Origin of the sequence: Alteromonas lipotrueae (genome assembly GCF_019249215.1) — a bacterium.
In the GTDB taxonomy this organism is placed as follows: Bacteria; Pseudomonadota; Gammaproteobacteria; order Enterobacterales; family Alteromonadaceae; genus Alteromonas; species Alteromonas lipotrueae.
This window is the reverse complement of sequence record NZ_JAESDI010000018.1, coordinates 25,538-39,828: the sequence shown is the minus strand read 5'-3', so window position 1 is coordinate 39,828 and position 14,291 is coordinate 25,538. Positions and strand designations below refer to the sequence as shown.

The following is a 14,291-nucleotide window of genomic DNA, read 5'->3' as shown; positions in this document are numbered from 1 at the left end:
CTTCACATGCAGGTGGAATGTATTATGTCTAATCAACCAACGCTTCATGCCGTAGAACCCGGTTTTTGCTTTCTCGATACGGTAGCTTCGCTTCAAACAAGTTTTAAGTCTGGCAAAACCCGTTCTTTAGAATGGCGTAAGAGTCAATTAGACGCCCTAAAGCGCCTGCTGATTGAAAACGAAAAAGAGATATTGCACGCACTTCATCAAGACTTAGGTAAAAGCGAAAGTGAAGCCTACGTGGCCGAACATGGCTTTTTGCTATCGGATATTAAGCATACCCAAAAGCATTTAAATAAATGGATGCAGCCCCGAAAAGTATCCACCCCACTTATTGCGTGGCCGGGCAAAAGCTTTCAGCAACCAGAACCTTTGGGAACAGTGCTTATCATAGGCGCGTGGAACTACCCACTTCAGTTGTTGCTGGCGCCTTACATTGCCGCATTAGCAGCAGGTAACTGCGCGGTGTTGAAACCATCTGAGCTGGCCGTTGAAACCTCAGCGATTATGGCGAAACTCATTCCCCAGTACATGGATACTTCATGTGTAGAAGTGATTGAGGGCGGAAAGGAAGAATCGTCGGCATTACTTGCGTGTAAATGGGATCATATTTTCTACACTGGCGGCGAAGCGGTTGGCAAAATTGTCATGTCTGCAGCCGCTAGGCATTTAACCCCTGTTACGCTGGAACTGGGCGGTAAAAGCCCCTGTATTGTTGATAGTAGCACCAACTTGAAAATTACCGCGCGTCGAATTGTTTGGGGCAAGTGGATGAATGCGGGGCAAACCTGTATTGCGCCCGACTACGTGCTAGTGGTGAAAGGCTTTGAACAAAAGCTAATAGACGCCATTAAGAAAGAGCTTAAATCCCAGTTTGGTAAAAACCCTTTTTCATCGAAAGATTACGGTAATATTATCAATACCCGCCATTTGCATCGCCTTCAAGGGTACTTAGATGGGGTTAACGTAGTTTACGGCGGAGATATAAATGAAGCGCGGCCTGCCATGACGCCTACATTGGTACTCGACCCTGCGAAAGACAGCGTAATCATGCAAGAAGAGATTTTCGGTCCTATTTTACCTATAGTGCCCGTCGCCTCTATCGACGAAGCCATCGGGTTTATCAACGACAGACCTAAACCTTTGGCGCTGTATGCGTTCAGTGATGACGATAAAGTACTTAATAATATCATTGAAAAAACGAGCTCGGGCAGTGTGTGCACCAACGACACGATGATTTTCATGACTAACCCAGAGCTACCTTTTGGCGGCGTGGGTAACAGCGGCATGGGTAGTTACCATGGCCAAGCTGGGTTTGATACCTTTAGTCATGTCAAAACCGTAATGAAGCGGGCCTTCGCTTTAGATGCCCCCGTACGTTATGCGCCATTTTCTAAATTCAAACTATCGTTATTGAAGAAATTTTTATAGGACATAACGCATGGCGCAGCCGTTTCATTTAGCAATACCTGTCAGTAACCTTACCAATGCAGAGGCCTTTTACGGCGAACTATTAGGCTGTGAAAAAGGGCGCAGTGATAGCCAATGGATTGATTGGAACTTCTTCGGTCATCAACTAGTCACTCATTGCGTTGAGGCAATGCCGTCACCCCCTTCCCATAATGGGGTAGATAGTCATGCCGTACCCGTCCCTCATTTTGGCGTCGTGCTTGAAATGTCTCAATGGCAGGCGTTGGCTGACAAAGTAAGCGCTGCCGATATTGAGTTTGTTATTGAGCCTTACATTCGATTTAAAGGCCAGTCAGGAGAACAAGCTACCATGTTCTTTATGGACTATTGCGGTAATGCACTGGAGTTCAAAGCATTTGCCTCTATTGAACAGTTATTTGCGACTGATTAGCCTGTATTGAACCGTGAGCGCTTTCAAAGGCGAAAGCGCTACAACAACAGCACGATTTAGCGTGCAGACACTATGCTTTTACCGCGTCCGCTTGCTTCAGAAGCGGCCTCTACACCTTGCGCTGTGCGCTTAATTAAATGCACATCTCCAAAGCGGCGGGCATCTATGGTGTAGCCCATGTCAGTTAATTCAGCCAATGTTGACTCATCAAACCCTGGGTGAACACGAATGGTATCTTTAGGCAGTAATTGGTGGTGAAAACGAGGAGCGTTAGCAGATTTTGTGGCATCAAAATTAAACAATAATGCGTTTAATAACGACTGTGCTACCGACGAAATAATCGTAGTGCCACCAGGCGAACCGGTTGCTAAAACCACATCACCGCCCTGTTTTACTAGAGTAGGTGTCATTGAAGATAGCATGCGTTTGTAAGGTGAAATAGCATTCGCTTCACCGCCGACAGCACCAAAGAAATTAGGTACGCCAGGCTTGGCACTAAAATCATCCATCTCATCATTAAGCAAGAACCCTGCACCCGTTACTACCACGCCACTACCAAAGGTAAGGTTAATGGTGGTGGTGTTAGCAATAGCATTGCCCCATTTATCCATAATAGAAAAGTGGGTGGTATCTTCACTTTCTTTTAAGCCAGGTTTAACACTTGGCGTGTCTGAAATACTATTGGGTTGAATAAGGGCTGCGCGGCCTTTGATATAATCAGGGGCAACAAGCTTAGCTACAGGGACTTCAACAAAATCAGGATCGCCTAAGTATTCTGCTCTATCTGCAAATACACGTTTACCAATTTCAGACATCACATGCAGGTATTCGGCGCTGTTATGATCTGGCAGTGTATGATTGCTACCATAGCTTTCAAGCATGCCAATCCACTGGGCTACAGCCACGCCGCCTGAACTTGGTGGCGGTGCTGTAACTAGTGTGAACCCTTGCCAATTAAGTTCTAGCGGTTTACGCCATACGGCTTTATAAGCCGCAAGGTCGCTGTGGTTAATTAGCCCACCGTTTTCATGCATAAAGGAAACAATTTTCTTTGCAACCTCGCCTTGGTAAAAACCGTCTTGGCCGTGCTGTTGAATCGCTTTTAAGGTAGTTGCTAGTTCAGGTTGCTTGAATACCGTATTGGCTTTGGCTTGTTCAAAGTAATCTGCAAAGTTGCTGTTTAAGCCTTGCTCGCGGGTACGAGCTAAGTAGCGAGTTATATTATTGGCAAGCTTTTCTGGTACCAAGAAGCCATTTTCAGCTAGCTCAACCGCAGGTGCTACTAAGCGACTCCACGGTAAACTGCCGTATTTTTGATGGGCAGCCCACATACCGGCCACCGTGCCTGGAATACCTGATGCTTTCGCGCCAAAAAGTGACTCGTAGGGTTTTACCTCTCCTTCGTCATCTAAGTACATATCTCGATGTGCCTCAGATGGTGCCATTTCGCGGTAATCGAGAAAATCAGTGTTGCCCTCAAACGCAATGGTCATAAAGCCACCACCGCCCACATTACCCGCTTCAGGTAGGGTTACTGCCAGCACAAACTGTGCAGTAATGGCAGCGTCTATCGCATTACCCCCCTCTTCTAGTATCGCATAAGCGGCGTCGGCACTAAAGGTATCGGGCATCGCTACGGCTTCTTGCTGAGTTGGCGTTGAATCACCGCCTGTTTGACTACATGCTGTCAGAAATACAAATGAGAATAGAAAAAACGTTTTCTTCAACACTGCCTAACTCCTTAAAATTGAGAAACTTAGATAAAACTTATTATCAGAATTGTGAAAAATAGACCTAGCACAAGCTTGTCGTAACTCGCGCTAGCCAATCATAATAATGCTAGCAATAAGATAACCCACCAAGGTTAACCCGCCCGCCACAAGCGCGTAAGGAAACTGGGTTTTTACATGGGTTAATACATCACAGCCTGCGGCTAATGACGACACGGCAGTGGTATCGGAAATAGGTGAACAATGGTCACCAAAAATACCACCACCTAAAATGGCTGCAACAACCAACGAAGGGGGTAATCCAAGGGTTTGAATTAATGGCACGCCGATAGGAATAAGAATGGCAAAGGTGCCCCACGAGGTTCCGGTAGTAAAGGACATCACCGCCCCTGCAATAAACAACATAGGTACGATGAAAACAAGGGGGAGGTATTCACCCACCACGCCTGCCACAAATACACCTGTGCCTAAGTCTTTTAAGCTATTGCCCAAGGTAAGAGACAGCAACACAATGGTGACGAGTGGTAGTAATTCGCCCATACCCTTAAAGCCAATCTCAACGGCTTCTTTGTGAGTGAATCGTTTGTGCCAAAGTAAAAGGCCATAAGCGATTGCTGTGGCAAGAGCCGTTGCATAAAGCACAGATTTACTGCCACTGCCTTCAGACAAGGTGCCGTTGCCGGTCCAAAACATAAAACCCACCATGCTGAATACCATGGTTAGCAATGGCACTAACATGTAACGCGCTTTAGTGGCGGTTTCAGTTTGTTGGGGAATGTCTGTTTTCGATAGGGTTTTCTCTTCTAAAGCCAATGGCCCGTGCACTTTGTCTGCGGCTATGGTGTAAGCCACAATCAACAAAGTGAAAATAGCGTAGAAGTTAAAGAATACGCTGCCCCACAGTATGGAGGCTGAAGATGCTGGTAGCTCGTAGGTGTCGAGCAAGCTCAATATGAACGCTCCCCAACCATTAAGTAAAATGAGTATGCATACTGGTGCGCTGGTGGAATCAATTATATACGCCAAACGGGCGCGGCTCATGCCGAAGCGGTCGAATAAACCTCGAGCAAAGATCCCCGCCGTTAACACACTCAAATTCGATTCAATAAATACTGCGATACCGGTAAACATTGTCAGGCTGCCAACCTGTTTTTTGTTCTTGGCCACCCCTTTGCCCACTAAGTAATTAACCGTAGCGGTTACACCGCCAGAGTCGCGAATGAACGCCAGCAGGGCGCCAACTAAAACAGAAAATAAAATGACTCGGGTATTACCTGGGCTTGAAGCGGTATCGACTACGCGCTCTATAGCATTGATTGGCGCAAGAAAGCTGGTGGCGGGGCTTGCAGTTAACAAAATAAGTGCTTCAGAGCACAGCACCGCGAGTAGCAATGCCAAGATAACTTCTTTTTTCCAGAATACGACAATGATCGCAACCAATGGGGGGATAATTGATACCCAATCCATACTACTTTCCATACTTTATTATTGTGAAATACTGCCATTCGCTTATAGAGCGAATATCTGAGCTTGTACGTTGATACTAAATCTACACGACGCTGTTCGTGAATGCGAAACGGGCGGTTAGCTATACATTTGCACATTGAACAGCAATTCATATGCATGATTATGTGCAATAGCGACTAGCGTAACGCAGAGCACACGGTTAATTCCACAGAATGACACGTATTTATTCTGTATGCATTGGTTTTTGATACCATGGCAATTAATATGCGTATCAAAGCGTAACTTATCGTTATGCTTATCACGTTAACGACAACAAAATAACAGTGGTTGTTGCAGCGATTGCCGAAATAACTAACACAACTTCTGGCAAAACCATTGTTCAATCCATTATAAAAAACTAGGATCCTATTTGCGCCTTCTCCCATTACTAGCCAACTTATTACCTTACAGCTTCCTGTTTAGTCTATGCATAGTCATGCAACCGAGCGTTTATGCGAATCAGTCAAGCCAATACGAACAGATAAACCAGTCTTTTGGACAAAGCTCTGTTAAACAAAGCTCTGAGGAACAAAGCGCTATTGGTCAAAAAGTCATTCTCGATTTTCGATTCTACTGCGATGATGGCACTAGCTCGAAAGCGTGCAAAAAGCCGGTAACCAGGCTACCAGATGCACTAAAAGAGTTACTCGTCACCCACAACATTGGTGGCGTTATCTTATTTTCTGAAAATATTAAAACCAATAAGCAACTAATAGAGCTGAATTACGCCATGCAACAGTCAATGGCAAAAGCGAATTTGCCACCGCTATTTATTGCTGTAGACCAAGAAGGGGGAAGAGTGGCTCGTTTACCCTCTTCTATGCTCACGCCTTTTCCCGGAAATTTGGCTATAGGGGCAAGCTATTATCAGCACAGCACAGCATTTGCTGAAAATGTAGCGAAAGGTATTGGCAGTAGTTTGAGTTCATTAGGGATAAATACGAATTTTGCCCCGTCGGTAGACATTAACAGCGAGCCAAAAAACCCGGTTATTAATGTACGTAGTTTTGGCGAATCACCTAGCGATGTTGCCGTGCTAGGACAATCGTTTGTAAACGGGTTGCATTCAACGGGCGTGATAAGTGCTATTAAACACTTTCCTGGTCATGGCGATACGCAAACAGACAGCCATACGGGCCTGCCTAAGGTTAAACATTCAAAACCTCAAGCGCTAAAAGGAGACCTATTGCCTTTTAGCCGAATTATCAGCGGTGGTAATCCGCCTGGTATGTTGATGAGTGCACATATCCAATACCCATCATTAGATAGCACTACAGTAAAAGACAAACAGGGAAGGGTGATGACAATCCCTGCAACGTTGTCTCGTAAAATACTCCATGATGTATTGCGAAGCGAGTTGGGTTACCAAGGAGTGGTTGTTACCGATGCACTAGATATGGCGGGTATTGCTAAATACTTCTCACCTGAAGATGCCATGATAAAAGCCTATCAAGCTGGTGCCGACATCGCCCTAATGCCGTTTACCATTAGAACGCCACAAGATATTAAAATGTTTGCTGCATTAATGGGCAAGGTAAGTAAGCGGATAAGCAGTGGGGAAGTCCCCTCAACACAGCTTGCAACTTCCTTACAACGCATTGCGTTACTTAAAGCTAAATTCAGCCTGAATAGCTACGCTGGGAAAGCGCTTTCTTGGTGGGTCTCTGATGTAAATAATAACGCTAAAAAAACAAGAAATATTCAAATTGAGAAAGCGCTTTCCAGGGCGGCGATCACATCACTTTTTGGCGCCGAAAAACTACCCGTTACTCAGAAAACCTGGCTGGCATTAATGCCCGATGCGCTTAGGTGTTTAGCGCTTGAAAAAAGCCTATCTACGATTGCGCCCAAGGTAGGAATGGCTTGCCTGCCGCTTACCAAGCTTCCAAACAAAGCCACCTTCGATTACGCATTGAAGCAAGCCGACCTATTGATGGTGGGAGATATTTCACCACAACATGCCGTTTATGAAATGAAAGGCTTCGATAGCGAAGACGCGATGACTTCACGGGCGTCGCTGGTTGATGTACATAGATATACTAAATCAGCCTTGGAAAAAGCGAAAAAACAAGGGCTTACCACGGTTCTAGTGCCGCTTCGCATGCCCTATATAGCAAAAGAAATGCAGCCACACACCGATATTGCTATTGCTACATTCAGTTACAACGTGGATAGTCAAATATACAGCCCAATCTTCGATGCTTTAGTAGAAACCTTACTAGGCTTGAACAGACCCAACGATTACTTACCTGTTCAGTGGAATCGCGACTCTGAGTAGTGTTAAAGTCATAGCGTCGTCCAGACAGCCGATGAATGACTAGGCTATGTATGTAAGCAATTGAGGCTGAGAATTTAATTAAAAACTTTCAGCCAGCGCTAGTGTTGCTAATGGGCTGAAGCAAAAAACAAAATTTAAAATTCAACGCTATACGGCGAAAACCTAAGTTAAATGTAACTTGGAAATAAGAAAAAATGGAGTTTCAGTGTGGATACGATGGTGGCTTTTCTCATTCCCTTTATTCCGCTAGTCTTAGCGATTATTTTGGTAGTGGTGGGGTTGGGCACACTTCATTACGTGCTACTTGCGCGACAATCTCACCTAACCAGTGAGCAAAAGTTGCCGCGCCAAGTTACTTTGTTAGTACTTACTATTGTAGGTTTGGTCGCCATCTCCATGGCACTTCCGGTGAACGAAAGTACACGCAATCAAGTGATCGCGCTAATTGGTGTTTTGTTATCTGGTGTCATTGCATTTTCATCTACTACCATGGTGGGTAATCTGATGGCTGGCTTGGTATTGCGGGTAAATAAACCGTTTAAAGTGGGAGACTTTATTCGCGTGGAAGACTACAGCGGGAGGGTGGCTGAAATGGGCTTGCTAGATACGGAAATTCAAACCGAAACCCGTGAGTTAATTGCTTTTTCTAATACCCTAATGGTGAACACTCCGGTGAGAGTGACTCGTGCCTCAGGGGCGATTATCTCGGTTGATTTAAGCCTAGGTTATGATATTCATCACTCAGAGGTTGAGAAGCACTTACTAACTGCAGCAGCCAATGCGGGGTTAGAAGAGCCTTTTGTCCAAGTGATTTCTCTAGGCGATTTTTCAGTAAGCTACCGAGTTGCTGGCCTGCTTAAAGAAGTGAAAAGCATGCTAAGTGCGCGTTCTCGATTGCACAAGTCGGTGCTTGATGCATTGCACAATACTGGGATTGAAATCGTATCGCCCACTTTTATGAATCAGCGGCCCCAACCTGAGGGGCTGCAAATGATTCCTCAGCAATCTGGCACATCGAAAGAGATAGCGGCGCCTCAGGATGAAGAAGAGGGTAATCCCGAAGCAATCATTTTTGATAAAGCGGAAGAGGCTGAGCAGCATGAGAAAAATCGAGAAGGTTTAGCCGAACAAATTGCGGCTATCAGTCTACAACTTGAAACCGCAGAGGGTGATGAAAAAGAACAATTAAAAACACACAAAGCGACGTTAGAAAAGCGGCTGGCTGACCTCGTCGAGCAGCACCGCGATGTGTGAATAAACCACCCCACTGTGCCGGCTTAACCCAATAGAGCATGTAGCGCTATTAGATACCCCTCTATAACAATTTTCAGGCACCTGACTGGCAAGCGGTGCCAGTGCACTTTTATTCAGCCCTGGGGTAGTGAAGCCCTTAGTTCCCGCAAAGCCGCAACAAGTAATATCAGAAGGGATAATAACGTTTGAAGTGCAAAGGTTCGTCAACGCGTTGATAGCAACCCCTGAATCTAGCTTAGTACTTGAACACCCAATGTGGAGCATAATAGGGGCATCTGTTTTAACTACCTTTAAACGAGGTGCTATATGGTGAAGTAAATACTCGCTTACTTCAAAGGCTTTTCTTTTATTGGTATTTAAATCTTTGGCGTTTTTTGAAGTTACGTTGTAAGCACAAGCGCTGTTGTCAGTGATGACAGGCCAGCGTCCTTGCTCAGAAAGTGTATAAGCTTCTTGTGTCCATGCCGCGAGTTTGTCTCTCGCAGTGCTTGTTTCACCTTCACTATCCCAAGGTTGGCCACAACAAAGGTCTTTTGCGCTAGAGAACACCACTTCCACGTTGGCCTTTTCACACAAAGAAACCACAGCCTGAATAACACTTTTTTCATTAGCGTTGCCACCGAAAACTTTGCTTGGGCAACTAACCATGTAAACTACTTTTGAAGTCGCCTGAGAAAGCGCTTTCCCAGCTGTATTTTCAGAGCAGTTTTGCTGCCCTAAATGGGTAGGTAATTCTGCGATGTACTCAGCGTCTTTTTCAGTCGCTTTATGTGCTTCAGATGATGTTTCATTAGCGAGAGTAGTAGCGTTAAAATCTGTCCCGTTTTTATACTGCGAAGTATTTTTATTATATTTCGAAGCTTGGGGAACAGCATTATGAAGCTGGGGTAAATGAAGTGCACCTGTAATAGAATTAAATGTCTTTTCGCCAATTACCCCTTTTACTTTATGGCCGATATTTAGTGAAAAACGTGCAATTGATAACGCCTTATCGGTATGTTTAGCGGCAAGGTCACTTACTAATTTGGTCGCAGGACCTCTAACACGCTGGCCACGTATTTGTTTTATCCACTGCCCAGTATCAATGCCTACCGGACAAGCGCTTGCGCATAAGCCGGTTGCTGCACAGCTATCTACCGCTAAATGTGAAAATGCGTCGCTAATTTCATTGATAACCCTAGGTTCTGTTAATGACGTTTGTCGCCGCTTCAATGCAATGCGTTGGCGTGGCGACAAGGTATAATTAAGCGAAGGGCACTGAGGTTCACAAAAGCCGCACTCAATACAGGCATCTACCGTGTCTTGTACTGCCGGCATCGGCTTTAAGTGAGTAATATGTGCTTTAGGATCGTCATTTAAAATAACCCCTGGGTTTAGAATACCTTTAGGATCGATAATATCTTTGAGAGCGCGCATTAACGCCACGCCTTCTTCACCCCACTGTGCAGTAAGAAACGGTGCCATATTACGCCCCGTGCCATGCTCGGCCTTTAAACTCCCCGCAAAGCGCTGTGTCACTAGCACGCTTATATCGGCCATAAAGGCCTGATAGCGGCTGACTTCTTTTGCGGAATTGAACCCTTGGCTAAAAACAAAGTGCACATTGCCATCGAGTGCATGACCAAAAATAATGCCGTCGTGGTAATCGTGCTTTTCGAATAAGGCGACTAGCGCATTTAACCCATCGGCTAAATTTTCAAGCGGGAAGGCCACATCTTCAATAATGACCGTGGTGCCAGTCGGCCTTACTGCGCCAACTGCGGGAAATAGCCCTTTTCGAATGTTCCACAATTTCTCGATGATGCTAGGCTCTGCGGTGAAATCTTGCAGAGGCTGGCCTTGCTTCTGCTCTTGCTTAGCTGGGTGCTCATGTTCTTTACTTAAACCCAGTGCTGGCTGGCTTAAAATGTCGCGTACCGTTTTAAGCGTACAATCAAGTTCAGCCTGTGAAGGGGCACCTACATCAATAAGTAGAGCAACAGCATCTGGGTTGCTAATATTGCGTTTGCTAACTACCACCTCGTCTAGCAACGGCGCAACTGCGCGCAATGCTCTGGCGTCCATCAACTCTACAGCATCTACATCACAGGCTTTTAGCGCAGGGATAACGGCACAAGCGGCTTCAAAATCTTCAAATAAGTATAACCCGGTTTCTCGCGCACTAGGCAAAGGCACGGTGTTGTAGGTAATGTTGGCAATGAAGCCCAATGTGCCTTCTGAACCAATCATTAGGTGTGTAAAAATATCTAGCGGGTTTTCATAATCAAGTAAGGCGTTGAGGCCATACCCCATAGTATTTTTAAGGCGATATTGGTAACGCACTTTTTCAGTCAGTGCTGTATTCGCCAAGAGCGTGCTGCGAAGCTCAGCAAGAGAGGCTAACAACACACTATGGCTTTGCTCAAACGCTGCAACGCTTTGTGCATCAGCGGTATTGACTTCACTGCCGTCGGGCAACAATACGTGAATGTGACGCAGAGTGTGATACGAGTTGTTTTTCACCCCACAGCACATGCCCGACGCATTATTCGCTGCAATCCCGCCCACTTTACAGGCGTTAATAGAAGCCGGATCTGGCCCAATTTTTCGGCCATAACCTGCCAATATTCGATTCGCTTTTGCGCCAATAATACCCGGCGCTAATGATATGGCCTCACCGTTATCTATTACCTCAAACTGTTGCCAATCTGGGGTTAGCATGACCAATACCGAGTCTGTAATTGCTTGACCAGATAAACTGGTGCCCGCCGCACGAAATGTCAGGGCGATATTTAAGCGATTAGCCATTGCTAATACGCGGCACATAACGTGAATACTAGGCACTTTTATTACTAACTTAGGAATTTTGGTGTAAAAGCTGGCGTCGGTAGCAAGGGCAATTAGCCTAGGTTTATCGTTAATAATATTATCGGGCGCTAACCATTCACTAATGCCCTTTAAAAAGGCATGAAAGTTAATATCATCAGCAGGTGTGCTTGCCACATTATTCACTACCATCTCTGTTTGAGCTTTTTCCGGCGTATTGCGGCTATTCATTGGGCGTCATCGCTTTGAAATTTACGGTTTACAACGCTGCCTTTTCCTTCGCTAGGTAATTCAGAAGCCGTAAACGGGTAAAGTAAATAGGGAGCGCGAAGCTGTTTAAATGTAGCCAAGCCTTCAGCCCAGCTTGCTTGTATTTGGTTGCTGGTTTTCCCCGCGATAATGGCCTGTCGGAGTGAATCCGTTCCGGCTAACTTATCGAAAAAATCTGGGCGAGTGAAAAAGGTAATGCCTTCTTCTTTAAACTGAGCATAAGCGCTAAGTAGGATCTCAACATCTATTCCTGAAAAGGGGGCATCTACGAATAACGAAGTCTTCAGGGCAGTGTTATTGTGTTTAGGGGATGGGGCTGCTTGGTTAGCAGCTACGTCTATACTTTCATCGCCAAGCGCTACCACAGGGTGGCCGATAAGTTGAAAAGGAAGCGGTGTACCTCTTCCTACACTTACGTCCGTGCCTTCAAAAAAGCAAAGGGTGGGGTATAAGGCAATGGCAGCATCAGTAGGTAGATTCGGGCTGGGGGCAACAGGCAGAGAGTAAGGCATTTGTTTATGATAATTTGCCACGGGAATAACCGTTAACAGCGCCTGCTGCTTGGTTTGATGCGCCAGCGACTTAGATTGATGCTGCTGCGCTGGCTGTTTCGCATCAATGGCATCGGTCGCAATCCACTGTTCACCCACTATCAATAATGCGAGCTCGCCTAACGTCATACCGTGCAATACAGGAATGGCGTGCATGCCTACAAACGATGTATAATCCGGCTGTAAAATAGGGCCATCAGTAAAGGCGCCATTAGGATTGGGTCTGTCTAATACTACGACAGGAATGTGCGCCTGAGCAGCGGCCTCTAGTACGTAATGTAAGGTGCTTAAATACGTATAAAAACGCACCCCTACATCTTGAATGTCGAACACCAGAATATCGGTATTGGCTAACATGTCGTCCGTCGGCTTTTTCGTTTTACCGTAAAGGGAGTGAATAGGAAGACCCGTTTTAGCATCAACATCGTTATCTATTTTTTCACCCGCTCCCGCCTTGCCGCGAAAGCCATGTTCGGGCGACATAATACTCACCACATTGATATCACGACTTAGCAGCGCGTCGACTAAGTGGGTTGGCTCCGAAGAACTTTTTGATGAAACCGAGCTTTTTACCCCCGAGCCTTCTATAATCGAGCTTTGGTTAACCACCAGAGTAACTCGTTTGCCTTCAAGTAAAGGCAAATATTCATCAAATTGCGCCGCGCCTACTTGTAACCTACGCTCAGCAACGTCAGCCCTCTCATGGGCTTTGGTATTTACAGTGGCTTTGGTATTTGTAGCAGCTTGGGCATAGCCTGGCATGCTAAAAGTAATAGCAGCGCTTAATAGCAAAACGAATGTAAGTAGCGACTTAATAGGCATTTATGAAGGTGGCCTTTTAAAGCGGTTGTTTTACAGCGTGACGCAAATAGCCATTGCTGGCGACCAATTGTTTAGCCGCGTCGTCGGCATTAGCCCCCGTTAGCACCATTAAGATAGCCAGCTTTGCATTGTTGTTCGATGCTTTTAGCGCGGTAGCGGCGTCGTGTTCATTACATTCAGTGGCTTGCATCACAATGCGTAGGGCGCGGGCTTTTAGCTTTTCGTTAGTTGCGTTGACATCCACCATTAAGTTTTCAAAGGTTTTGCCCAGCTTGATCATGGTGGCGGTACTTATCATGTTAAGTACCAGCTTTTGCGCAGTGCCAGATTTCATTCTTGTTGAACCGGTAAGTGCCTCGGGGCCCACCACTGGGCAAATGGCAATATCGGCATGTTCAAATATGGCCGAGTTTGGGCTACAGGCTATAGCCGCTGTAGTCGCGCCTATAGATTGCGCATACGCAAGGGCGCCTGAAACATAAGGCGTGCGCCCACTTGCCGACAACCCAACCAGAGTGTCGTGTTGACTAAGCGTAATATTAATAACATCTTGTTTGCCGGCTTCTCGATTATCTTCTGCCCCTTCAACTGCGTGTAAAACCGCTCGTTCGCCGCCAGCAATAATGCCGATTACAACCCCATCTGGCACACTGAAGGTGGGTCTACATTCAGCTGCATCTAAAATACCTAGCCTGCCACTGGTGCCCGCGCCTATATAAATGAGCCGCCCGCCTTTTGCGATGCTTTGTGCAGCGGCGTTTACCACTTTTGCGATGGCAGGAATTTCGGTTGCCACACTTGGGGCAACTTTGGCGTCTTCATGATTAATTCGCGCCAGCATTCCTTCTGTGGAAAGGGTATCAATATCTACAGTATTGGGGTTTCGCCCTTCAGACACTACCCGTTCTAAATCTTTAGCGAGGTGGTGAATACTACGTGATGAGTCGGTGGGCTGCATGGTGATACCTTACGAAAGACAAAGGGAGTTAATTTGCTATACATTCATGCTGGATGTCTTGGCTAGCATACTGAATTTGCATATATGTGTAAGAGCAAATTAACCATATTTACAACGCATTATAATGTGGCGAACCTGTAGCGTAAACCAGAGAGGCGCAAACCAACAAGGCGTGCTCCATAGGGCAAAAGATAACAGAAGCATAGTTCGTACGTGCGTTCATAAATTTGTGTACCGAGAATTCGATTTCATTCAA

At 45.8% G+C, this 14,291-nt stretch carries 9 protein-coding genes; 4 read left to right on the top strand and 5 right to left on the bottom strand.

The genetic code is table 11. The features are described 5' to 3' along the window. The first annotated feature begins 24 nt into the window (after positions 1 to 24). Positions 25 to 1,431 carry an aldehyde dehydrogenase family protein gene (locus JKP82_RS18255; RefSeq protein ID WP_159528430.1) on the top strand — a complete coding sequence of 469 codons (1,407 nt, stop codon included), beginning with the start codon at positions 25 to 27 and terminating at the stop codon, positions 1,429 to 1,431. 10 nt (positions 1,432 to 1,441) lie between these two features. Next, positions 1,442 to 1,861, top strand: coding sequence for a VOC family protein (locus JKP82_RS18250; protein ID WP_218398169.1), 420 nt, complete (start codon positions 1,442 to 1,444; stop codon positions 1,859 to 1,861). Between the two features lie 56 nt (positions 1,862 to 1,917). Here JKP82_RS18250 and ggt read toward each other — a convergent pair whose 3' ends face one another. Both ggt and JKP82_RS18240 read right to left on the bottom strand, forming a co-directional pair. Then, positions 1,918 to 3,552, bottom strand: a complete 1,635-nt coding sequence (ggt, locus tag JKP82_RS18245) for a gamma-glutamyltransferase (RefSeq protein WP_258544435.1) — start codon at positions 3,550 to 3,552, stop codon at positions 1,918 to 1,920. Positions 3,553 to 3,681: 129 nt separating this feature from the next. Next, entirely contained in the window at positions 3,682 to 5,058 is a 1,377-nt protein-coding gene (locus JKP82_RS18240) for a Na+/H+ antiporter NhaC family protein (protein WP_126872899.1), read from the bottom strand. A gap of 475 nt (positions 5,059 to 5,533) precedes the next feature. Here JKP82_RS18240 and JKP82_RS18235 point away from each other — a divergent pair, with 475 nt between their 5' ends. Continuing rightward, complete coding sequence (locus tag JKP82_RS18235; protein WP_258544434.1) at positions 5,534 to 7,375, top strand: glycoside hydrolase family 3 N-terminal domain-containing protein; 1,842 nt, start codon at positions 5,534 to 5,536, stop codon at positions 7,373 to 7,375. A gap of 216 nt (positions 7,376 to 7,591) precedes the next feature. Next, a complete protein-coding gene (locus JKP82_RS18230) occupies positions 7,592 to 8,629 on the top strand; it encodes a mechanosensitive ion channel family protein (RefSeq protein ID WP_218398199.1) in 1,038 nt (345 codons plus the stop codon). On the opposite strand, the gene JKP82_RS18225 is transcribed toward JKP82_RS18230, so the two are convergent. From JKP82_RS18225 to murQ, 3 genes are read right to left on the bottom strand one after another with little or no spacing between them, the layout of a single operon-like run. Continuing rightward, entirely contained in the window at positions 8,582 to 11,665 is a 3,084-nt protein-coding gene (locus tag JKP82_RS18225; protein ID WP_218398163.1) for an FAD-binding and (Fe-S)-binding domain-containing protein, read from the bottom strand. The two genes, JKP82_RS18230 and JKP82_RS18225, sit on opposite strands and share 48 nt — an antisense overlap. Next, positions 11,662 to 13,077: an exo-beta-N-acetylmuramidase NamZ family protein gene (locus tag JKP82_RS18220; protein WP_218398162.1), complete on the bottom strand. Its 1,416-nt coding sequence runs from the start codon at positions 13,075 to 13,077 to the stop codon at positions 11,662 to 11,664. The genes JKP82_RS18225 and JKP82_RS18220 overlap by 4 nt, the downstream gene beginning before the upstream one ends. A 16-nt stretch (positions 13,078 to 13,093) precedes the next feature. Continuing rightward, positions 13,094 to 14,035, bottom strand: a complete 942-nt coding sequence (gene murQ / locus JKP82_RS18215) for an N-acetylmuramic acid 6-phosphate etherase (protein ID WP_159528441.1) — start codon at positions 14,033 to 14,035, stop codon at positions 13,094 to 13,096. Positions 14,036 to 14,291 lie beyond the last annotated feature (256 nt).